At 51.5% G+C, this 21,329-nt stretch carries 17 protein-coding genes; 11 read left to right on the top strand and 6 right to left on the bottom strand.

The genetic code is table 11. The annotated features are described in order from the left end of the window. Positions 1-31: 31 nt before the first annotated feature. On the top strand, positions 32-493 hold the full coding sequence (locus LHL18_RS05755) for a methyltransferase family protein (RefSeq protein ID WP_226766149.1): 462 nt from the start codon (positions 32-34) through the stop codon (positions 491-493). 17 nt (positions 494-510) lie between these two features. Here LHL18_RS05755 and uvrA read toward each other — a convergent pair whose 3' ends face one another. After that, positions 511-3,336 (bottom strand): excinuclease ABC subunit UvrA, encoded by a 2,826-nt coding sequence (gene uvrA / locus LHL18_RS05760; protein WP_226766150.1) that lies wholly within the window; start codon positions 3,334-3,336, stop codon positions 511-513. Positions 3,337-3,507: 171 nt separating this feature from the next. After that, entirely contained in the window at positions 3,508-5,775 is a 2,268-nt protein-coding gene (locus LHL18_RS05765; protein WP_226766151.1) for a TonB-dependent receptor, read from the bottom strand. A 296-nt stretch (positions 5,776-6,071) separates the two neighbouring features. Between LHL18_RS05765 and LHL18_RS05770 the strand changes: the two genes are divergently transcribed. Further along, the gene (locus tag LHL18_RS05770; RefSeq protein ID WP_226766152.1) at positions 6,072-7,079 is read left to right on the top strand and encodes a LacI family DNA-binding transcriptional regulator; all 1,008 of its coding nucleotides are present in this window, start codon (positions 6,072-6,074) and stop codon (positions 7,077-7,079) included. Between the two features lie 164 nt (positions 7,080-7,243). On the opposite strand, the gene pgmB is transcribed toward LHL18_RS05770, so the two are convergent. After that, a complete protein-coding gene (pgmB, locus tag LHL18_RS05775; protein ID WP_226766153.1) occupies positions 7,244-7,891 on the bottom strand; it encodes a beta-phosphoglucomutase in 648 nt (215 codons plus the stop codon). After that, entirely contained in the window at positions 7,888-10,221 is a 2,334-nt protein-coding gene (locus LHL18_RS05780; RefSeq protein ID WP_226766154.1) for a glycoside hydrolase family 65 protein, read from the bottom strand. The genes pgmB and LHL18_RS05780 overlap by 4 nt, the downstream gene beginning before the upstream one ends. Positions 10,222-10,386: 165 nt before the next feature. Here LHL18_RS05780 and LHL18_RS05785 point away from each other — a divergent pair, with 165 nt between their 5' ends. From LHL18_RS05785 to LHL18_RS05815, 7 genes are all read left to right on the top strand, one after another. After that, positions 10,387-11,613 (top strand): MFS transporter, encoded by a 1,227-nt coding sequence (locus LHL18_RS05785; protein ID WP_226766155.1) that lies wholly within the window; start codon positions 10,387-10,389, stop codon positions 11,611-11,613. A gap of 88 nt (positions 11,614-11,701) precedes the next feature. After that, positions 11,702-13,066 (top strand): MFS transporter, encoded by a 1,365-nt coding sequence (locus LHL18_RS05790; protein ID WP_226766736.1) that lies wholly within the window; start codon positions 11,702-11,704, stop codon positions 13,064-13,066. A 21-nt stretch (positions 13,067-13,087) separates the two neighbouring features. After that, positions 13,088-13,702, top strand: coding sequence for a single-stranded DNA-binding protein (gene ssb / locus LHL18_RS05795; RefSeq protein ID WP_226766156.1), 615 nt, complete (start codon positions 13,088-13,090; stop codon positions 13,700-13,702). Between the two features lie 162 nt (positions 13,703-13,864). After that, positions 13,865-14,848, top strand: coding sequence for an LLM class flavin-dependent oxidoreductase (locus LHL18_RS05800; RefSeq protein WP_226766157.1), 984 nt, complete (start codon positions 13,865-13,867; stop codon positions 14,846-14,848). A gap of 136 nt (positions 14,849-14,984) precedes the next feature. Beyond that, positions 14,985-15,995 carry a zinc-binding alcohol dehydrogenase family protein gene (locus LHL18_RS05805; protein WP_226766158.1) on the top strand — a complete coding sequence of 337 codons (1,011 nt, stop codon included), beginning with the start codon at positions 14,985-14,987 and terminating at the stop codon, positions 15,993-15,995. A 1-nt stretch (position 15,996) separates the two neighbouring features. After that, positions 15,997-16,281, top strand: coding sequence for a putative quinol monooxygenase (locus LHL18_RS05810; protein ID WP_226766159.1), 285 nt, complete (start codon positions 15,997-15,999; stop codon positions 16,279-16,281). A 15-nt stretch (positions 16,282-16,296) separates the two neighbouring features. Then, positions 16,297-17,370 carry a major royal jelly family protein gene (locus LHL18_RS05815; protein ID WP_226766160.1) on the top strand — a complete coding sequence of 358 codons (1,074 nt, stop codon included), beginning with the start codon at positions 16,297-16,299 and terminating at the stop codon, positions 17,368-17,370. Between the two features lie 65 nt (positions 17,371-17,435). On the opposite strand, the gene LHL18_RS05820 is transcribed toward LHL18_RS05815, so the two are convergent. Both LHL18_RS05820 and LHL18_RS05825 read right to left on the bottom strand, forming a co-directional pair. Continuing rightward, on the bottom strand, positions 17,436-18,221 hold the full coding sequence (locus LHL18_RS05820; protein ID WP_226766161.1) for an SDR family NAD(P)-dependent oxidoreductase: 786 nt from the start codon (positions 18,219-18,221) through the stop codon (positions 17,436-17,438). A gap of 76 nt (positions 18,222-18,297) precedes the next feature. Beyond that, positions 18,298-19,062: an SDR family oxidoreductase gene (locus LHL18_RS05825; protein ID WP_226766162.1), complete on the bottom strand. Its 765-nt coding sequence runs from the start codon at positions 19,060-19,062 to the stop codon at positions 18,298-18,300. A gap of 257 nt (positions 19,063-19,319) precedes the next feature. Here LHL18_RS05825 and LHL18_RS19765 point away from each other — a divergent pair, with 257 nt between their 5' ends. After that, a complete protein-coding gene (locus LHL18_RS19765; RefSeq protein ID WP_226766163.1) occupies positions 19,320-20,279 on the top strand; it encodes a GlxA family transcriptional regulator in 960 nt (319 codons plus the stop codon). 17 nt (positions 20,280-20,296) lie between these two features. After that, positions 20,297-21,223 (top strand): LysR family transcriptional regulator, encoded by a 927-nt coding sequence (locus tag LHL18_RS05835; RefSeq protein ID WP_226766164.1) that lies wholly within the window; start codon positions 20,297-20,299, stop codon positions 21,221-21,223. The last annotated feature ends 106 nt before the right edge of the window (positions 21,224-21,329 follow it).

Raw genomic sequence — 21,329 nt, forward strand, 5'->3', positions numbered from 1 at the left:
TGCCACTATGAAGAATTAATGGATAACGGCAATGAAGGCACTTGAACTTAAAATCCCACCAGTGGCTCTTGCAGTGTTATTTGCGTTGGCTATGTGGCTGCTGGCACAGCTAACGCCGTCTTTGGCAGTACCACTGTTATGGCGGCAGGTATTGGCTGGTATCTTTACTGTTACCGGTATCGTTATTGCGCTGTCAGGTGTATTGGCGTTTCGCCGCGCTAATACCACGGTAGACCCACGCGTGCCGCAGCAAAGCTCCAGCCTGGTGATCCGCGGTATTTACCGCTATAGCCGCAACCCTATGTATTTAGGTTTTTTATTGCTGTTGTTGGCGTTAGCTTGTTATTTGATGAATGTGGCTGCTATTGCACTGCTGCCGCTGTTTGTGCTGTATATGAACCGGTTTCAGATAGCGCCGGAAGAGCGCTTTTTACTGCAAAAGTTTGGCGCTGACTATCAGGCTTACTGCGAAAGAGTGCGGCGCTGGTTATAAGCGCCGCACCTGAAATATTACTTACCCAACAACGGTTTTAAGTATTTGCCGGTATGCGATTTTTCACAATCTGCTACCTGCTCTGGTGTGCCGGCGATCAGAATTTCCCCGCCGCCGCTGCCGCCTTCCGGGCCGAGATCAATAATCCAGTCGCCGGTTTTAATCACATCCAGGTTGTGTTCTATGACCACTATCGTATTGCCGTGGTCACGCAGGCGGTGCAGTACGTTCAGCAGCTGCTGAATATCGTAAAAATGCAGGCCGGTAGTAGGCTCATCCAGTATGTACAGCGTTTTACCGGTATCGCGTTTACTTAACTCGCGCGCCAGTTTCACCCGCTGTGCTTCACCGCCGGAAAGCGTGGTAGCCGACTGGCCAAGTTTAATGTACGTCAGGCCGACGTCCATCAGCGTTTGTACCTTACGCTTAATGGCGGGTATGGCTTCGAAGAAGTCGAGCGCATCTTCTACCGTCATATCCAGCACTTCGTGAATGTTTTTACCTTTGTACTTTATCTCCAGCGTTTCGCGGTTGTAGCGTTTGCCTTTACACACATCGCACGGTACATACACATCGGGTAAAAAATGCATTTCTACTTTGATGACGCCGTCACCCTGGCAGGCTTCGCAGCGTCCGCCTTTAACGTTAAAGCTAAAACGGCCGACCTGATACCCGCGCGAACGGGCTTCCTGCGTACCGGCAAACAGTTCGCGCACCGCAGTAAAAATACCGGTGTAAGTGGCGGCGTTCGAACGCGGTGTACGGCCAATCGGGCTCTGATCGATATCAATCACTTTATCGAAATGATCCAGGCCTTTAATTTCGCGGTGCGGTGCCGGGTCATCACCCTCGCCTTTGTTCAGTACCCGGTGTGCCACCCGAAACAGGGTGTCGTTAATCAACGTGGATTTACCTGAGCCGGATACCCCGGTGATGCAAGTCATCAGGCCAAACGGAATAGCGATATCGACATCTTTTAAGTTATTACCGCTGGCGCCTAATACCTCCAGCCACTTTTTGCCGGGTTTATGCCGTTTTTGCGGTACCTCAATTTTACGCGTGCCAGATAAGTACTGGCCGGTAAGAGAGTCCGGTTCGGCCATAACCTGCTGCAGTGTACCCTGTGCCACCACATTACCGCCATGCACGCCAGCGCCCGGGCCAATGTCGATAATATGGTCGGCGAGACGTACCGCATCTTCGTCGTGTTCGACCACGATCACGGTGTTACCCAGATCGCGCAGATGGGTTAAGGTGCCCAGTAAACGGTCGTTATCGCGCTGGTGCAGGCCAATAGAGGGCTCATCCAGCACGTACATCACGCCCACTAAGCCTGCGCCAATCTGGCTGGCCAGGCGGATGCGCTGCGCCTCACCGCCGGATAGGGTTTCGGCACTGCGCGACAGATTCAGATAGTTCAGGCCAACGTTAACCAGAAAGCTTAAACGGTCCTGAATTTCTTTTAATACCTTCTCGGCGATTTGCGCTTTTTGGCCAGTAAGCGAAAGCTGTTGGAAAAATGCCATACAATCGCCAATAGACAGCTCGACCACTTCCGGCAGGTTCGTTTTGCCGATAAACACATGCCGCGCTTCTTCACGTAAGCGCGTGCCGTGGCAGCTCGGGCAGGCCTGATGCGCCAGATATTTGCTCAGCTCTTCGCGTACCGCATTCGATTCGGTTTCACGGTAGCGCCGCTCCATATTCGGCAAAATACCTTCAAACGGGTGGCTGCGCTGCACGATGTCGCCACGGTCGTTTAAGTACTTGAAGTCAATTACCGTGTTGCCGCTGCCGCGCAAAATGGCGTCCTGCTGCTTTTTGCTCAGGCTGTTAAAGGGGACATCCAGCGCAAAACCGTAGTGATCGGCCAACGATTTTAGCATCTGAAAATAATAAAAATTGCGCTTATCCCAACCGCGAATGGCACCACCGGCCAGGCTTAGCTCGTCGCTGACAATGACTTTATTCGGGTCAAAATATTGTTTTACGCCTAAACCGTCACAGCTGGGGCAGGCACCGGCCGGGTTGTTAAACGAGAACAGCCGCGGTTCCAGCTCGACCATCGAATAACCGCAGCTGGGGCAGGCAAAGTTAGCTGAGAATACCAACTCTTCAGCGTTTGGCTCGTCCATCAGCGCCACCCGCGCCACGCCGCCGGATAAACCGAGCGCCGTTTCAAACGATTCTGCCAGCCGGGTTTTAATATCGTCGCGTACTTTAATGCGGTCGATCACCACTTCAATGGTGTGTTTTTTATGTAAGTCCAGCTTTGGCGGGTCAGATAAGTCACACACTTCGCCATCGATGCGGGCGCGGATATAACCCTGTGCGGCTAAGGTTTCCAGCGTTTTAACGTGCTCGCCTTTGCGCTCTTGCACCACCGGTGCCAGCACCATCAGTTTGGTGCCTTCGGGGAAGGCAGTAACCTTATCAACCATTTCACTGATAGTTTGCGCCGCCAGTGGTAAATCGTGTGTCGGGCAGCGCGGCTCGCCAACGCGGGCAAACAGCAGACGCAGGTAATCGTAAATTTCGGTAATGGTACCGACGGTTGAGCGCGGGTTATGCGAAGTGGATTTCTGCTCGATTGAAATCGCCGGTGATAAGCCTTCGATATGATCGACATCGGGCTTTTCCATCAGGCTTAAAAACTGCCGCGCGTAGGCCGAAAGCGATTCGACATAACGGCGCTGACCTTCTGCATACAGCGTATCAAATGCCAGCGACGATTTACCCGAGCCGGATAAACCGGTGATCACAATCAACTTATCACGCGGTATCGTCAGCGAGATGTTTTTCAGGTTGTGGGTGCGGGCACCGCGAATATCGATTTTATCCATTGTGATTTCCGGTTATGACAACGAAGGCTTTGAGGCTGTACAAATATACACTACATAAGGTTAATAAAAAACCACCCGTACGGGTTCTGATTGGCGGCTAACATTTATTTTTAGCGAAAAAAAGCCTCCGAACGGGTCGGAGGCAATATGGGTGAAGAGAGGGAGTAAGGTTTAAAAGGTATAACTGATACTGAACTCGATACTACGCGGCATAATGTAACGGCCGTTCGGGCTACCGGCACTGCGCGGATCGCCTTCAGTAATGCCATCTTTATCGGTCAGGTTAGCCACAGATAACTGGGCTTTTAATTGCTCGGTAATATCCAGCTGTACGCCCAGGTCAATTTTACTGTAACCATCCAGCGTGACGCTGTTAGCGTTATCGCCATAGCGGTCGCCTACTGCTGACACTGTGCCATATAGCGTGGCAAACATATCGCCGACATCAAAACCGTAGCTTGGTGTTACCCGTAGCATCCAGTCCGGCTGGCGTATCGCCTGATTACCCACCACCAACGGATCCGGGTGGTTGGTGATTTCAGTGTCCTGCACGGTAGCGTTCAGGTTTACCGCAAAGCCGTTATCGGCACGGTAGTTGGCATCAAACTCGATACCCATAGCTTCGGTGGTTAACACTTCTGCCGGCGCACCCGGGCGGGTGACAAACAGCTCACCGTCGACTTCGTTGTAAAACGCGGTCAGGTACATGCTGTAGTTTTGCTCGGCCCATTTGTAGCCGAACTCATACTGGGTGACTTCTTTAATTAACTTGTCACCGCTTTCAAAGGCGCCGAAATTGTCGCGGAAATCGTCAAAAAACGGCATTTTATTGCCTTTGTTAACGCGCGCGAATACGCCCATATTACGCTGCCACATCCAGTTTACACCGGCAGTCCAGGCGGTTTTGCTTTCATCGTAGTCAACAGCTTTGCTGATATCGCCGGTTAAGCCTTCGTCTACCACATAGGTTATTTTGTGGTTTTCGCGCCGGGCGCCAACGTCTACCCGCCATTGCTCGTTCAGCTGATACTCTACCGCGGCATACACTGCACTGGTGTCACCATCGCCGGTGGCGTCAATGTCGTAGTTCCAGCTGCAGCTTTCCAGGCTGTCGTTACAGTCGATGCCGCTTAGCGCTTCGCCGCCTTTCTCTACGACAAACCAGGATTGGTTACCGATAGACCACCAGTCCTGCACTGAGAAATTGGTGGCGTAATAACCGAGGGTAAAGACGGCGTTGTCAGTGGTTTTACTGACTGACAGATCATTGGTAAAGGCATCGATATCTTTTAAGACTACCCAGCGGCCAATTTGTTGTACCACTGTATCGTCATCGTACAGTGTGCCGGTGGTGACACCGGTTACCGGGCCATTAATACCTGCCACGTTAGCCAGTGTGGTGGCGCCGCCTTCCGGCACCAGCCCCAGTGTATTGGCTTCGCCATCAATATGGCTGAAGCGGTACAGTAAGCGCCAGCTGTCGGTTAGGTCCAAATCGACAGTGCCGCCGGTAATGCCGCCTTTCCAGCCGCGGCCGTCACCAAAGTCATAGCTTTGCCGCTCGTTATCCGGGCCAAAGGCTATCTCACCCAAGCGGTTATTCGGGCCAATCTGGCTGTAGCTGTTATCAACCCCGGCCACGTTCAGCGCAACCGGTAAATGCCAGACACCGTGGTCGTCGGTCTGGCGGGTGTACACATTAATGCTGCCGTTATCCAGCTCTTTGGTAACGTTAACGGTAAACTGGTGGCCTTTTTCCGAGTTAAAGCCGGTTTCGCGTGGCCCCTCAGAACGGCTGATATAGCCGCCTGCCATCACATATAGCCGGTCGGCAATTTCGCCGCTAACTACGCCGTCTACCCGGCGCAGGCCGTAGCTGGAGGTAGAGAATTTCACCAGGCCTTCGGTTACTTCACTGCCTTCTTTTAACAGGAAGTTGGTGGTTAGACCGGGCTGACCGTTGGACAGCACCGGCGTAGAGCCGCCGCGCAGGGCTTCCATAAAATGCACGGTTTCATCCAGCCGGAAAATAGATGAGTTTTCTAAAAACGATAAGGTTGGCGGCGGAAATATAGGGGCGCCGTTTAATTGTATGGTTAAGAATGGTGCGTCACCGGTACTGGGAAAACCACGCACAAAGACGTTAGCACCGGCAATACCGCCCGAGCTTTCAGCCCAGACGCCGGGCACCACTGTAAACAGCTCTGCTGTGCTTTTCGGTGCCAGCCGGCCGATGTTTTCGGCCGACACATTAGTAATGGCGTAACTGGTATCTACCTTAAAGCCAGACATACCGCTGGCTTTACCGGTCACAACGATCTGTTCAATATCACCCTGCGGTTGGGTGTCGCTGGCTTGTTCGGTACTGGTCTGGGCAATAAGCGGCATGCTACAGAGCAATGCCAGCGCGGCACTGATCTTATTGAGTCGGGCGTTCATTTATTGTTCTCCTGCTATCCTGTCGATGATGGCACGGTCTGTTGTTATTTGCCGGGCATTTTAATGCTCTGTCTGGCGTGCCTGATACCGTGCGAAACTAAACATAGGTGATATTGCAATCGATTGCAATAGTGTGGTTGATGTTTTTGCATACGATTGCAAAGTAAGTTTATCCTGCTGGAAAGTTAAAGCGCCGCTTAACGTTGCCGGGCGCAGTCTGTTCGGGCATTATTAAGGGCCGACAATGAATCAGCGTTAAAAAAGCAGGTATTGTGGCCATTACACCAGCAAAAACTATGACATTATCCGATATCGCCCGTCTGGCTGGCGTATCTGAATCGACAGCATCACGCGCACTGCGTGACAACCCGGTGATCAATGCCCAGACCCGGCAAAAAGTGCAGCAGATAGCGGCTGAGCATCAGTTCAAAGTTAATGCCACGGCCCGAAGCTTACGTACGCAAAAAAGCTATACCATCGCCGTTATTATTTTGTTTGATGCTAAAACCCAACAGGCAATAACTGACCCGTTTTTACTCGATATCCTTGGCGTGATTGCTGATGAGCTGACACATCAGGGCTATGATATGCTGCTCAGCACCAGCAAAACCACCGACAAAGATTGGCGCAGTTACTATTTTGATTCTAAACGCGCTGATGGCCTGATTGTGATTGGTCAGGGCGAGCATGATGAGCGGGTCGAGCAATTAAGTGCCGCAGGTGTGCCTTTTGTGGTTTGGGGTGCTGCAACCGGTGCCGAACCTTTCCCGGTTATTGGCAGCGATAACCGTCAGGGCGCGCAGCTGGCCGTTGCGCATCTGCTGGCGCAGGGTTGTAAGCGGATTGCTTTTCTGGGTGATATACGCCACAGCGAAATTGAAATGCGTTACCTGGGCTATCAGGATGCGCTTGCAGCGGCCGGTATTAAACCCGAGCCAGCACTGCAACTGAATACCGATTTTACCGCGCAGGACGGTTATTTACAGACACAGCAGGCGCTGTTTAAAGAGCTTGGTAGCCTGGATGGCATTTTTGCCGCCAGTGACGCTATTGCAATGGGGGCGATGAAAGCCTTACTGGAGCACGGTATTAAGGTGCCACAGCAAGTGGCGATTGCCGGTTTTGATGATATTGCGATGTCGGCGTACTGCACACCGTCGCTGAGTACGGTAAAACAGGATACCCATGCCGGCGGCAAATTGCTGGTGGCGCAGCTGCTGCAGCGGATCAATGGCGGTAAGGCGGCATCGCAATTGTTGCCGGTGAAGTTGATACAGCGCCAGTCCAGCTTGCGGAAAAGTTAGCTTTTCTTACAGGTTATGAAACCAGATGAAGAGCTAAACTTTGTCGTGGCTTGCGTTACCATTGCCGTCGGGCTCGCCACAGCAACTCCTTCGCGCTGACGCACTCAGTCAGACACTCTGTGTCGCCCCGTCAGCAATGCTAACCGCCACTGCTTAGGAGCACACTAAACATTCAGCAAATCTGTCAGTGTAATTGCAGCTACGTCCGGGTAAATCTTTAATGCCCCGTTTAATACTGCGGCATCACCAATAGCTATGGCTTTCATACCGGCGCGGTTAATGGCTTCTATGCCCGCCTGGGCATCTTCGACACCAATACAATGCGGTGGCGCGACACCCAGCCCTTTCGCTGCCAGTAAAAACACCTCGGGGTCGGGTTTGCTGTTTATGACCTTATTGGCGTCGGCAATATAGTCAAACTGTGCCGCTATACCTAAACGCTCAACGACAAAGGCCGCATTCTTACTGGCTGAGGCGAGGCCAATTTTAATACCGCTTTGCCGTAATGCGGTAAACAATGGCTGTACGCCCGGGTACAGGTTGTCCGGCGTAATATGGTCAATCAGCTGAAGATAATGCGCGTTCTTTTGCTGCATTAGCCGGCTTTCATCGGCGCTGCTCAGGCTTACGCCGCCTTTTTGCAGGATCCAGCGCAGTGAGCCTAAGCGGTCAACGCCTTTTAACTGCTCGTTGTCATGCTCGTCAAAGGCAATGCCTAACTTGTCGGCTAAGGCCTTCCAGGCGTAAAAATGGTAAATGGCGGTGTCGGTCAGCACGCCGTCCAAATCAAAAATAACGGCCCGGCAGCTCATGTGGATGCTCCTATTACGCGGCTGATACTATCGCCCTGGTTAAGCGTAATGGCTTCTGCGCCGTGGTGCAGCGTTAACGGCTCGCCACTGAGTAGCTGATAGCTGGCCTGACGGCTGTCGGCGCTGAATTGCAGCACCCGGCCGCGGTAACATAAGCGAAAGCTGAGGCCAGGTAGCTGTGGCGGTAGCTGCGGTTTGAAATACAAACCTGACGGCCGTGAGCGTACACCGGCAAAGCCCATTACCAACGACATCCAGCTACCAGCCATACAGGCAATGTGTACGCCAAATTCGGTGTTGGCGTGGTGGTTATCCAGATCCATCCGTGCGCTGTCGCCAAAAAACTCATGCGCCCGGCCAGTATCTCCGGTTTCGGCGAACATAATGCTGTGAATACAGCTGGATAAGCTGGAGTCATGCGTGGTCAGCGGTTCATAGTAAGCCAAATCACGTTGCTTTTGCGCCGTGGGGATAGCGTCATCCAGTAGCAGTAGCGCCAGTACCACGTCGGCTTGTTTTAATACCTGATGACGATAGATCACCAGTGGGTGGTAGTGCAGCAGTAGCGGATATTTGTCGGCCGGGGTATTAGCGAAATCCCAGGGCTTACGGTGCAGAAAGTTGTCGTCCTGCGGATGCACCTGCAATTTGTCGTCAAATGGCAGATGCATGTTATCTGCGGCTTGTTGCCATTGCTGCAGCTCTGACGTGGTTACGCCAAGCTGTGCCAGCAATGGGCTGTTTTCCTGTTGCAACTGCTGCATAACTTGCAGCGTAAAACGTAGCTGCAACTGTACCATCGCATTGGTGTAGAAGTTGTTATTCACCAGTGCCGAATATTCATCCGGCCCGGTCACCATATGAATTTCAAACTTACCGCTGCTGGCAGAGAAAAAGCCGAGCTGCAGCCATAAACGGGCTGTTTCGATCAGCATTTCGGCGCCCATCTGCTGCATAAAAGCCCAATCGTCTGTCGCCAGGTAGTAACTGCGTATCGCGTAGGCTATGGCGGCGTTGATATGGTACTGCGCGGTGCCAGCCGGGAAATAGGCCGAGCATTCTTCACCGCCAATGGTGCGCCACGGGTACAGTGCGCCCTTACTGTGCGACATTTGCTGTGCCCGCTCGCGGGCCGCATCCAGCTGGCTGTAGCGCTGTGTTAGTAACTGCCTGGCAATGTCGGGCCGAGTCAGGCTCATCACCGGCACGACGTAAATTTCAGTGTCCCAGAAATAATGGCCATCGTATCCCGGCCCGGTTAAGCCTTTGGCGCCGATATTGCTGCTGCCGTTACGGCCAGCCGATTGCGCCAGGCTAAACAGATTAAAACGAATGGCCTGCTGCAGCGCGATGTCACCGCTGATCTGTACATCGGCCTGTTGCCAGAACTGCTGCCACCAGTTTTGGTGGGTGGTTAATAAAGCGGCAAAGCCCTGCTGCTTTGCCGCATCCAGTAAAGTCAGCGCCTGCTGGCTTAACGCGTTTTCATCAGTGCCGGCACTGTGGCAGTAAATCACCAGCTTATGCACACTTTGGGCAACGTTTTGCTGAAGTGACAAGCTAAATTGCTGTGTCAGTGTATTGGCCTGTTGCTGATCCTGACCGATTAACGTAGCACCGGCGGGCAACAAGTGTGTTGTTGCCGCCGCAACAAGAAAATCGGCGCCTTTAGCACTGTGTAACATCAGGCCATGTTGCTGCTGAAACTGCTGGCTTAGCAGCGTTAAACTGTCGGCAATCGACATTTCACCCACGCGCGGGTCATCTTTTTTATAAAAGCCCGGGTAAGCGGCGTCCAGCTGACTGGTCAGGGTAATATCGCCGGAAAAATTCAGGGCGGTAATGGTCAGTTCAATTGCCATCAAGTGCGTATTGGCTTGCGACACGAAACGGCGGCTTGTTATGCGCAGCTGTTTGCCGCTTTTACTGCTCCAGTGCATGTCACGCTGCAGCACACCCTGCTGCATATCCAGCGTGCGCTGATGTGAGCTTGCTGTGGCAACGCTGACAGTTTCACCATCCAGCTGCAGTTGCAGCACTTTACCGTTAGCGACCTGCAGCATTTTATGGTTATTGCGGGCAAAACCGTACGCTGACTCACCATAGTGAATTGGCTCGCTGCTGAAGACACCGTTTAAATAAGTGCCTTCACAGCTGGCGACGCCCTTGGGTGCGCCTTCTTCCAGCGTGCCACGGCTGCCGATATAGCCATTTGCCAGGCTAAGCAGGGTTTCCTGCAGTAAAAGATGTTGTGGCTGATAATGGCTGTCGGTCAGCGTCCAGGGAGCGACGGTCAGAGGCCGTACCGTAGCGGCAGGATGTAACGACATAAAGCGTACCTGATAAATTGCAGTAAATATGCTTAATATACAGCTTTTGCAATCGATTGCAATATGCGGTAAAACCGTTGTATAGTGCAAAATGTCAGCAAACAGTCTGACAACAGGGTAAAACAACAATAGCTGTATAAACGGCATAAAAATGAGAACCAGACTATGGCCACTTTGCGTATCCGCTTGTCGCTGCTACTGACCTACTTTGTGTTTGCTATTTTGCTAAACAGTGTTGGTACTGTGGTATTGCAGGTGATCCACACTTATCAGATCAGTAAATCTGCCGCCAGCGTGCTGGAAGGTTTTAAAGATATTCCCATTGCTGTGGTGTCCTTTCTGATTGCCGCTTATCTGCCCCGCCTGGGTTACAAGCGGGCGCTACAGCTGGCTCTGACTTTGGTGACAGCAGCCTGTGTGCTGATGCCGCTGGTGCCGGCATTCTGGACCACCAAACTGCTGTTCTTTACTGTTGGCGCCAGTTTTGCGCTGGTTAAAGTGTCGGTATACGCCAGCATTGGCGTAGTAACCCGTAGTAAGGCCGAACATGCATCGCTGCTGAACTTTATCGAAGGCGGCTTTATGCTGGGAGTATTATCCGGCTACTGGCTGTTTTCGGCTTTTATGGACCCTGCTGCGCCGCAATCCAGCGGTTGGCTGCAGGTATATTGGCTGCTGGCCTTGCTGTGCGTGGCTAATTTGGTATTGCTAAGCAGTACCTCCTTTCCAACGCCGGAGTTACCTGCAGTGCAGCCGTTTCGGCAGGATTTTATCGCCATGCTGCAGCTGGTATATAAACCGCTGGTGTTTGTGTTTGTGTTGTCGGCGTTCTTGTATGTGTTGATTGAACAGGGTATTGGCAGTTGGCTGCCAACCTTTAACAATGAAGTGCTGGCGCTGCCCAATCAGTTGAGTGTACAGCTAACCAGCATTTTTGCCGCCAGCCTGGCGCTTGGCAGGATCCTGGCCGGCGTAGTGCTAAAGAAAATATCTTGGTACAGCCTGTTAAATGGCTGCCTGCTGGCAATGGCATTATTGATCATACTGACATTGCCGCTGACGCACGATATTCACGTTGATGCCGATGTCAGTCTGCTCAGCGCGCCGCTGGCTGCCTATCTGTTCCCGCTGATCGGGTTATTTATGGCGCCGGTGTACCCGGTGATTAACTCAGTGATCTTAAGCGCACTGCCCAAGGCGCAGCATGCCGCGATGACCGGCCTTATCGTGGTGTTTTCCGCGCTTGGCGGCACCACCGGCTCAATGGTTACCGGTTATACCTTTGCCAACTTTAACGGCCAGACCGCGTTTTATTTATGCCTGTTACCACTCAGTTTATTGTTGTTGTCGGTTGGTTTATTTCATCGTCAGAGCAAGCTCGTCACGGTCTGATAGCCGTTAAATAGGATGGAAATACGCTTAAAGCCAGTGTGTTCTGTGCTACACTGGCGCGCTTATTTCAGTGGTTAATTCTTATCTGATGCATCATTTGAATTCGTTAGAAAAACGCTCTGCGGTTGCGCTGGCGCTGGTGTTTTCCAGCCGCATGCTGGGGCTGTTTATGTTGCTACCGGTGTTTGCGTTGTATGGCCGCGAGCTCACCGGTTTTTCACCCTTATGGATTGGCCTGGCCATTGGTGCTTATGGCCTTACTCAGGCAATACTGCAAATTCCGCTTGGCTGGTTATCTGATCGCATAGGCCGGCACAAAGTGATGCTGGGTGGCCTGGCGTTGTTCGCACTGGGGTCAGTGGTAGCGGCACTGGCTGACTCGGTGTACATGGTGACGTTGGGCCGGGTGCTGCAGGGCGCAGGTGCTATAGCCGGTGCCGTGCTGGCATTGGCGGCAGATCTTACCCGCGATGAACAGCGGCCTAAAGTGATGGCGATTATCGGTGCCAGTATTGGCTTAAGCTTTGCCTTAGCGATGGTACTGGGGCCGCTGCTGGCGAAATGGACTGGTTTAAGCGGCGTGTTCTGGGCGACCGCCGTGCTGGCCTGTGCGGCTATGTTACTGGTGGCTTTTGTGGTGCCGAAAAGTGTCAGTAAAGCGCCGATGGCAGAAACGCTGGCATTGCCACAAAGCCTGGGGGCGATGCTAAAACACCGCCAGCTGCTGCAACTGGACATGGGCGTCATGCTGCTGCATTTAATGCTGACCGCAATGTTTGTTGTGCTGCCGTCACTGCTGCAGAACTACGGCATGCAGCCGGTCAAGCATTGGCAGTTTTATCTGCCGGTGCTGCTTGGCTCTTTTGTGCTGATGATCCCGATGATGATTATTGCTATGCGCAAGTCACAGGAAAAAGGCTTTTTCCTGCTGGCGGTAGCCTTGCTGATAACGGCTATGTTGATAGTTTTGTTGTTGCCGGGCTTTATCACGCTGACCTTAGCAGTAGTGTTATTTTTTATCGGTTTTAACTTTCTGGAAGCCAGTTTGCCGGCGTTGGTATCGCGCATAGCGCCGGCCGGGCAGCGTGGCAGCGCTATGGGCATTTATTCCAGCAGCCAGTTTTTCGGCGCTTTTTTAGGCGGCGCAGCCGGCGGTGCCGTCGTGCAACATTTTGGCTACCAAGCTCTGTTTGCTGTACTGGCGGTTATTGGTTTAATATGGCTGGCAGTGGCCAGCACCCTTTCTATTCCGCCACGCGCGCAGCGCTTATCTTTGGCGGTATCGGTACAGACGGAACATCAGGCTAATCAGTTAGCTGCGCAACTAACGGCGTTAGCCGGGGTGCAGGAAGTGACATTGCTACTGGCAGAACAACGCTGTTATCTGAAAGTCAGCTCAGCACAATTTGACACAGCGCAGGCGCAGGCGGTGATCGCCGCTGCCGGGGCTTAATTATTTTTTAGGAGAATTCGCATGGCGCGTGGCATTAATAAAGTCATTCTGATTGGTAATCTGGGCACGGACCCGGAAGTACGCTATATGCCGCAAGGTGGTGCTGTGGCTAACTTAACGGTGGCGACATCAGAAAGCTGGACAGATAAAGCGACTAACGAACGTAAAGAACAAACTGAATGGCACCGCGTGGTGATTTATCAGCGTTTGGCCGAAATTGCCGGTGAGTACCTGCGTAAAGGCAGCAAAGTTTATATTGAAGGTAAACTGAAAACCCGCAAATGGCAGGATAAAGACGGCGTTGAGCGTTACACCACGGAAATTATTGCTAACGAGCTGCAAATGTTAGATGGCCGTGGTGAAGGCCAGCAACAAGGCGGTGGTATGGGTGGCGGCCAGCAAGGTGGTTACCAGAAACCTGCTGCGCCACAAGGTGGCTACCAGCAAGCGGCACCACAGCAGGCTTACCAGGCACCGGCACAAGGTGGTTATCAGCAAGCGGCACCACAGCAACAAAGCGGTGGTTACCAGCAACGTCCGGCCCAGCCGCAAGGTGGTTACCAGCAGCCGGCACAGCCGCAGCAACGCGCGCCGATGGAACCGCCAATCGACTTTGATGACGATATTCCGTTCTAGAATTACAGTTCTAAACGCATTATCTGCAGAGACCTGTTTTTACAGGTCTTTTTTATTTCCGCATCTGTCAATCTTGAAACTGCCCAGGCTGGACCCCATTGCCTTTATAGTTTTATACCATATGGTATGTAATTAAGCTGTGTACAGCAATGTGGAGAATTCATGATCCCTTTATCTATTCTGGACCTGGCGCCTGTATCAGCGGGCAGTACTGTGGCCGACAGCTTTGCCGCCAGCAAAGCACTGGCGCAACTGGCTGAAACGCTGGGTTACCATCGTTACTGGCTGGCCGAGCACCACAATATGCCAGGCATTGCCAGTGCAGCAACGTCTTTGCTGATCAGCCACTTAGCCGCCGCTACATCACGTATCCGCTTGGGAGCCGGTGGTATTATGCTGCCGAATCATTCGCCGCTGGTGATTGCCGAGCAGTTTGGCACCCTGGCAACCTTATACCCGGACCGTATCGATTTGGGTTTGGGCAGAGCGCCGGGCAGTGATCAGGTGACGGCCCGGGCACTGCGGCGTAATCAGGTTGAAACGGAAGCCCAGTTTCCGGCCGATATCGCCCAGCTGCTGCAGTATTTTGCTGAGGCACAACCTGGTCAGCCGGTGCAGGCGGTGCCCGGCCAGGGGCTGCATGTGCCATTGTGGATCCTGGGGTCAAGTTTATATGGTGCGCAATTGGCCGCGCAGCTGGGCTTACCCTATGCGTTTGCCTCGCATTTTGCGCCGGGCATGATGCAGCAGGCAGCAGAGCTGTACCGGCGTGAATTTAAACCTTCGGCGCAGCTGGACAAGCCGTATCTGATGCTGGGGCTGAATGTGTTTGCGGCTGACACTACTGCAGAAGCCAAGCGCTTATTTACCTCTGTGCAGCAGCAGTTTGTTAATCTGGCGCGCGGCACGCCCGGCTTACTGCCAGCACCGGTGGACAGCATCGACAGCATCTGGCAGCCACATGAAAAAGCCTATGTACAAAACGCACTGTCCTGCTCTGTGGTCGGTGATGCGCAAGCCGTGAAACAAGGTATTACTGACTTTATTGCCCGCTATCAGCCGGACGAACTGATGCTAACCAGCATGATGCATGACCCGGCGGCACGGCAGCATAGCTACCGGTTAGCGGCAGAGCTTATAAATTGATAATGGAATTATCAAATTTTATTTGAAAGTAATTCGTGATTTTATAGCTTTTTTCTAAGCCACTGTGAGTTTACGCTAATTACAGCACGTTGATGCGGTGCTGATACAAGTTAACAACTTACAGTGGAGGGCTTTTATGAAAGCCATAGGTTACAAACATGCTCATGCGATTAGTGAGAATAAATTAGTCGATATCGAATTACCGGCACCTGTAGCAAGCGGCCACGATTTACTGGTTGAAGTAAAAGCGATTTCAGTTAATCCGGTCGATACCAAAATACGCAACAACGTCAGCGCAGCAGATAACGGCTACAAAGTGCTGGGCTGGGACGCTGTGGCAGTTGTGAAAGCTGTCGGCGACAAAGTATCCTTATTTCAGCCTGGTGACAGGGTCTGGTATGCCGGAGACATATCCCGGTCAGGCAGCAATGCCGAGTTGCAACTGGTTGATGAGCGCATTGTTGGTTTTGCTCCTGATAGCCTGACCGATGCAGAAGCTGCTGCCTTACCCTTAACGGCAATTACCGCATGGGAAATGTTGTTTGACCGCCTGCAGATCCAACCGGGTAAGCAGCATAGCGGGCAAAGCGTGCTAATCATAGGTGCAGCCGGCGGTGTTGGTTCCATTTTAGTGCAGCTCGCCCGTAAATTGACGGCGGCAACCGTGATCGGTACTGCATCGCGCCCGGAAACACAAACCTGGCTGACACAGCTAGGTGCTCATCATGTCATTGATCATAGCCAGTCTCTTAGCCAGCAATTAAAGCAATTGGGTATCGGACAAGTCAGCCATGTGATCAGCCTCAACAATAGCAGCGAACATTACGCAGAAATTATTGAAAGCCTGCAACCACAGGGTAAATTTGGCCTGATCGATGATCCAGAGTCGCTTGATGCCACCAAGCTTAAACGCAAGAGTTTGTCATTGCACTGGGAGCTAATGTTTACCCGATCTTTATACCAGACAGACGACATGATAGCGCAACATCGTTTACTCAATGAGATTGCCAGGCTGATTGACGACGGCATTCTGGTTACCACTGTAGGCAGTCATTTTGGCCGTATCAATGCTGAGAATCTCTACCGCGCCCATCAACTGCTGGAATCGCAAAAAGCCCGCGGCAAGATTGTGCTGGAGGGGTTTTAAAGTGTTGACGTTAGTTGCCGAAATCGTTGCCGAGCCCGGTGTGGCGAAACAGTTGAAGCCCCTGTTAGAGCAGCTTGTTGGCCTGACACGCAAAGAATATGGCTGTATCAGTTATGAGCTGTATCAGGAATCTGAAACGCATTTTCTGATGTTTGAAGAGTGGCTTGACCAAGCGGCATTAGACAAGCATATGGCCTCAGTTCATTTTGCCGAATTCAATGCCGCTGCAACACAATCTAATCTGCTGCAGCAGGTAAAAATCAGATACCTGTCGCGCCTGAACTAAAACCGGAGACCATTAATGAAAGCACTAATTTTATCCGCAGCTGTGTTGCTGCTCACACCCACCAGTTGGGTGATTGCTGCACAAACGAAAGGCAGTTTGGAAACTGTGGCTGAACTTCCGATCCGGCCGGGCAATGTTAGCGTGACCCGTGATGGCAGAGTCTTTGCCACTGTTCACCCATTGGATACGCCATCTGGCTTGCAATTGATTGAGATTAATCGTAGTACAGGTCAGTTCACCGCCTGGCCATCTGAACAACTTCAGAAAACAGGCAGCGCCAATGATGCACAATTCGATACTTTACTAGGCATTACGCAGGACGGTGATAAGCACCTATGGGTAGTGGACATGGGGTTGGAGCTTGGCCAAACCCGGATCTGGGGTTTTTCCGTTGCAGACGGCAGCCTGTACAGGAAAATCACACTATCTCAGGAGCTGGCGCCACGCGGTAGTTTTATTCAGGATCTGGTTACCGATTCAGCGGCAGGTTGGATATATCTGGCCGATATCGCCAACCCGGGCTTGCTGGCAGTTCGGATAACAGATGGTTTTACCGTAAGGTTTTCACATCATCCCTCCTTACAGGCTGAACCTGACGCCGTTATGCAAGTGGACGGCAAACCTACGTTGTTTAATGGTGAGATTGCCAGTGTTGCCGTTAATCCATTGGCATTGTCAGCAGATGGTAAAACGCTGTTTTATGGCGCGATGAATGGCCGCAACTGGTATCAGCTATCTACTACAGCTTTACAAAGTGGGGATACGGAACAGATTGCGGCAACAGTATCTCTGGTTGGCGAAAAGCCGGTATCAGATGGTGCCACAACGTCAAAGCAGGGCATTCACTACTTCACCAATCTCAATAACAACGCTATTGATGTGCTGGACACTAGCGGCAAACTGACTACGTTGGTGCAATCCCCTTTGCTGGATTGGCCGGACAGCGTGCAATTTGGCGAAACCGGCTGGCTTTATATTTCGGTTAATCAACTACATAAAGCCAAAGCATTTAATGGCAAGGCTGAAACTGCAGTGCCCCCTTACCGCATTATGCGGGTTTGGACGGGGGATGAGGCGGTTCGGCGTTAACAGAACAGACCCGCTACTCTGCTGCGATGCCTCTGTAGCGGGTTGTATTTGCGGCAAAAACACTTTTACTTCTTAAGATAGCGGGCGCCTGGGTTGGCATTGCCAAACTTCTGGCTAAGCTGACGACGCTGAGCTTCGTAGTTCAGCCAGTCTGAGCCATCCTGTAACGGCGGAATTGTTACGACTTCTCCGGCATCAAGCCCCGCGAGGGCGGCATCAACCATATCCGTTGTGCTCATAACAATTTCATCCGGCAGCTGCTGGTGGGACAAGCCGGCTACCTGCCAGAAATCGGTTGCTGTAGCGCCGGGTAAGACGGCTTGCACCTGAATGCCGGAGTCGGCAAGCTCGTGTTGCAGAGACTGTGTTAATGCCAACACATATGCTTTGGTCGCGCCATATACCCCATTAAGTATCTCAGGCCCTACTGCAACGATAGAGGCAATGTTAATGATGGTGCCCCCGCCTCTTCTAACAAAAGCCGGTACCGCAGCATAGGTCAGGCGTGTTAGCGCAGTAACATTGATATCAATCATGTTGACCATGTCATCAACATTTGTTTGTAACAGTGTAGATACAGCACCAAAACCGGCATTGTTAACCAGAAAACTAACCTGCCCTGTTTTCAGTATGTCCTCCACAATGGCAGATCCCGCCGGGGTTGCCAGATCGGCAGGTACAATTTGAATATTGACGTCGTGCTCTTGGCTAATCCTCTGTGCTACCTGTTTTAATCGATCAGTATTACGAGCTACCAGTACCAGATCATAACCGCGACGCGCCAGGCGGTCGGCGTAAACCGCGCCAATTCCTGATGAAGCGCCGGTAATAAGTGCAGTATTGCGTGACATAATGGTTCTCCGTTTATTCAGTGTTTAGTAATAAGGCTTTGCTGGCCCCGGCAGGCAAATAGCCGGGGTTTGTAGCTTAATGAGCAACCGGAATTGGGTTATCTTCAATTGATTGATTGAACGCATTAAAAAAATCATGCTCAGTGGAGCCAGGGTTATCACGCAGCGGTTTGATATCTGCGACATAGACTTCATCTGCGCCGGTCGCCAGTATCCGCATGGTCTCGTTAATAAAGGTCTTCAGTGGCATAGCCCGTGGATCGCCACTTTTGTAAATTAAGTCGGTATCAACCCAGGGAGGGGATATTTCTACAACTTTTACCCCCTGATTTCTCAATGCAAAGCGCTGAGACATAGCGTAAGAGTGAATGGCAGCCTTCGTTGCGGAATACAAGGCGTTTGTCGCCAATGGTACAAAGGCCAGTACTGAGGAGTTATGAATAACAACCGCATTGTGTTGCTGTTTCAGATGTGGCAACAACGCTGCTGTCATTCTGACCGGGCCCAACAAATTGGTATTAATGGTAGCCAGAGCGCTCTCATCGTCGACATCACCAGCGGCATCGTCGAACGGCATAATACCCGCATTGTTAAACAACACATTTAACGTCGGATGCTCGTGAACTAAACGGTTGGCGACCGCTTTAATTTGTTCAGGATCCTGAATATCCAGCTCTATGCCTGTCATGCCAGGATTGGCTTTTGTTACGTCATCCAGTAATGCTTTACGCCGGCCACTGATAATCACTTTATTGCCCAAAGCATGGAAAGCTTCAGCCATAGCACGGCCAATACCCGAAGTACCGCCGGTAATAAAAATGGTGTTGTCTGTCATGTTCATGGTTAATTCCTGTTGCAATACGTTAGTTTTTCCCTGTCGCAATACCTGTCAGGTCAGCAGGGTGTTGTATGTGGGCAAATTGCTGTCTTGCCCTGAGCAACATAATGCAAGTAAATAAAAAAGTGTTAAATGACACAAAACACGCAAAATAGGACGTTTGTTTGGGGTGTTATTATTGAATTATGCCTGATATTTACCTTTACACAGATATACGCTAATGTCTTATTTATAGGTTTTTTTAACTTTAAGGATATTTTGTGATAAAGCGAATTGGTTTAATCGTCTTTGATGGCTTTCAGGTGCTCGACCTGGCAGCATTGACGGTGTTTGAGTTTGCTAACACCTTACAGACTACCACCAATTATCAGTTTACGGCTGTGTCTGTAGCAGGTGGGCCGGTACGAAGCTCAACTGGCATTCTCATCGAAACGCAGCCAATAGGTTTCGGCGCTTATGACACTTTATTGGTAGCCGGGGCTTTAGATATTCCCCCAGCTTCACCTGAGCTGGAAAACATATTGCTGGAAGCCAGCAAGGTAACCCGTCGTATTGGTAGCATATGCTCCGGTGCTTTTATTTTGGCAAATGCAGGCTTGCTACAGGGTAAAAAAGCCACTACACATTGGGCCTGGGGGCGTCAGTTGCAGCAGCTGTACCCGGACGTAAAGGTAGATGAGGATAAAATCTTTGTGAAAGATGGCGCCATTTGGTCATCAGCAGGGGTTACTGCTTGTATTGATCTGTCATTAGCGCTGGTAGAGGCCGATCTGGGGACAGAGATCAGTAAGAAAATTGCCCGTCTGATGGTGGTTTATCATCGGCGCAGTGGCGGACAATCACAGTTTTCGGCGATGACCGAGTTAGAACCTGGATCCGACCGTATAAGACAAGCGCTGCAGTTTGCCAAAGCGAATTTGCATACCGACCTCAGTGTAGAGACGTTAGCAGAACATGTGCACTGGAGCCCACGTCATTTCAGCCGGGTATTTCAGAATCAAACCGGCATGGCGCCAGCCAAAGCGATAGAAAAGCTTCGTATTGAAGAAGCTCGCGAGCTAATAGAGCAGGGACATACCTCGGTTAGCCATATTGCTAACCTGACGGGGTTTGGTGACGAGGAGCGGATGCGCCGCGCATTTATTCGTGTTTATGGTCAGTCGCCAAAAGTGTTTGTGCAGCAGGTAAAGGCACAATACGACACTGTTTACATTAATTAGCTCCGGCAGGCAGAACAATGCGAATTATGCATGACTTGAAAATCTTTATAGCGGTGGCCAGATTACAAAACCTGACACAGGTAGCACATCAGTTGAACCTGACTCCTGCTGCCACCAGCGCAGCGATAAAACGCCTAGAACAACAAGTAGGTGCAGAGTTGTTTGTGCGCTCTACCCGTTCATTGCGGCTGACCAAAGCGGGTGACACTTTTTTGGCATATTGCCAGCAAGGCGTTGATCAGATTGACGAGGGTATCCGTCAGTTGCAGCAACAGCGGCAGTCGTTCAGTGGCCAGTTGCAACTGTCTGTACCGTCCGATTTGGGCAGAAACCTGTTATTAAACTGGCTGGACGAGTTTGGTTTGCTACACCCTGATCTGCATTTACGCTTATATATCAGCGACAGGCTGACTGATTTATATAAACATCCGGTAGATGTTGCTATCCGTTATGGTCATCTCGCCGATTCATCCATGGTCGCGTTACCCCTGTGTGCTGAGAACTACAGAGTGTTATGCGCAGCGCCGGACTATATTGCGCAGTGCGGCGAACTAACCCATCCGCTGCAGCTGGCTGAGCATCGGTGTTTATGTTTCATGTTAAGAGATAGTACCCACACCCGTTGGCAATTCCGCCAGGCTGGTAATCCGCTCAGCATTGATATTAAAGGTGACTATATTTCTGATGACGGCGACGTTGTCAGACGCTGGGCTGTTGCAGGCCGGGGCATAGCATTTAAATCTTTGCTTGATGTGAGTGAAGATCTGCTGTCGGGAAAGTTGCGGGTACTGTGTGCCGACTGGCAGGGTGAATCCGCTCCGTTAAGCTTGCTGGTACCCGGTCGTCAGCAGCTGACACCTGTAGTAATGGCGCTGCGGGATTTTCTGACGCAAAAGCTACAGCAGCAATTTGATAAAACACTCGCAACCGGCATTCGCCGCTGATATGCAGCCATCTGCCGAGAGTGGCGTAATCTTTACTTAATCTTGACGTTTGCTGTGTTGAGCCCTTACCAAGCCGCCTTTATAGTGTGGGCGACTTATGTTTGGG

Origin of the sequence: Rheinheimera aquimaris (assembly GCF_020531985.1) — a bacterium.
GTDB lineage: Bacteria > Pseudomonadota > Gammaproteobacteria > Enterobacterales > Alteromonadaceae > Alishewanella > Alishewanella aquimaris.

Bases quoted from the DNA above. Each gene is read 5' to 3' on its own strand.
- LHL18_RS05755 (WP_226766149.1), top strand. From the start codon at position 32: ATGAAGGCACTTGAACTTAAAATCCCACCAGTGGCTCTTGCAGTGTTA.
- uvrA (WP_226766150.1), bottom strand. From the start codon at position 3,336: ATGGATAAAATCGATATTCGCGGTGCCCGCACCCACAACCTGAAAAAC.
- LHL18_RS05765 (WP_226766151.1), bottom strand. From the start codon at position 5,775: ATGAACGCCCGACTCAATAAGATCAGTGCCGCGCTGGCATTGCTCTGT.
- LHL18_RS05770 (WP_226766152.1), top strand. From the start codon at position 6,072: ATGACATTATCCGATATCGCCCGTCTGGCTGGCGTATCTGAATCGACA.
- pgmB (WP_226766153.1), bottom strand. From the start codon at position 7,891: ATGAGCTGCCGGGCCGTTATTTTTGATTTGGACGGCGTGCTGACCGAC.
- LHL18_RS05780 (WP_226766154.1), bottom strand. From the start codon at position 10,221: ATGTCGTTACATCCTGCCGCTACGGTACGGCCTCTGACCGTCGCTCCC.
- LHL18_RS05785 (WP_226766155.1), top strand. From the start codon at position 10,387: ATGGCCACTTTGCGTATCCGCTTGTCGCTGCTACTGACCTACTTTGTG.
- LHL18_RS05790 (WP_226766736.1), top strand. From the start codon at position 11,702: ATGCATCATTTGAATTCGTTAGAAAAACGCTCTGCGGTTGCGCTGGCG.
- ssb (WP_226766156.1), top strand. From the start codon at position 13,088: ATGGCGCGTGGCATTAATAAAGTCATTCTGATTGGTAATCTGGGCACG.
- LHL18_RS05800 (WP_226766157.1), top strand. From the start codon at position 13,865: ATGATCCCTTTATCTATTCTGGACCTGGCGCCTGTATCAGCGGGCAGT.
- LHL18_RS05805 (WP_226766158.1), top strand. From the start codon at position 14,985: ATGAAAGCCATAGGTTACAAACATGCTCATGCGATTAGTGAGAATAAA.
- LHL18_RS05815 (WP_226766160.1), top strand. From the start codon at position 16,297: ATGAAAGCACTAATTTTATCCGCAGCTGTGTTGCTGCTCACACCCACC.
- LHL18_RS05820 (WP_226766161.1), bottom strand. From the start codon at position 18,221: ATGTCACGCAATACTGCACTTATTACCGGCGCTTCATCAGGAATTGGC.
- LHL18_RS05825 (WP_226766162.1), bottom strand. From the start codon at position 19,062: ATGAACATGACAGACAACACCATTTTTATTACCGGCGGTACTTCGGGT.
- LHL18_RS05835 (WP_226766164.1), top strand. From the start codon at position 20,297: ATGCGAATTATGCATGACTTGAAAATCTTTATAGCGGTGGCCAGATTA.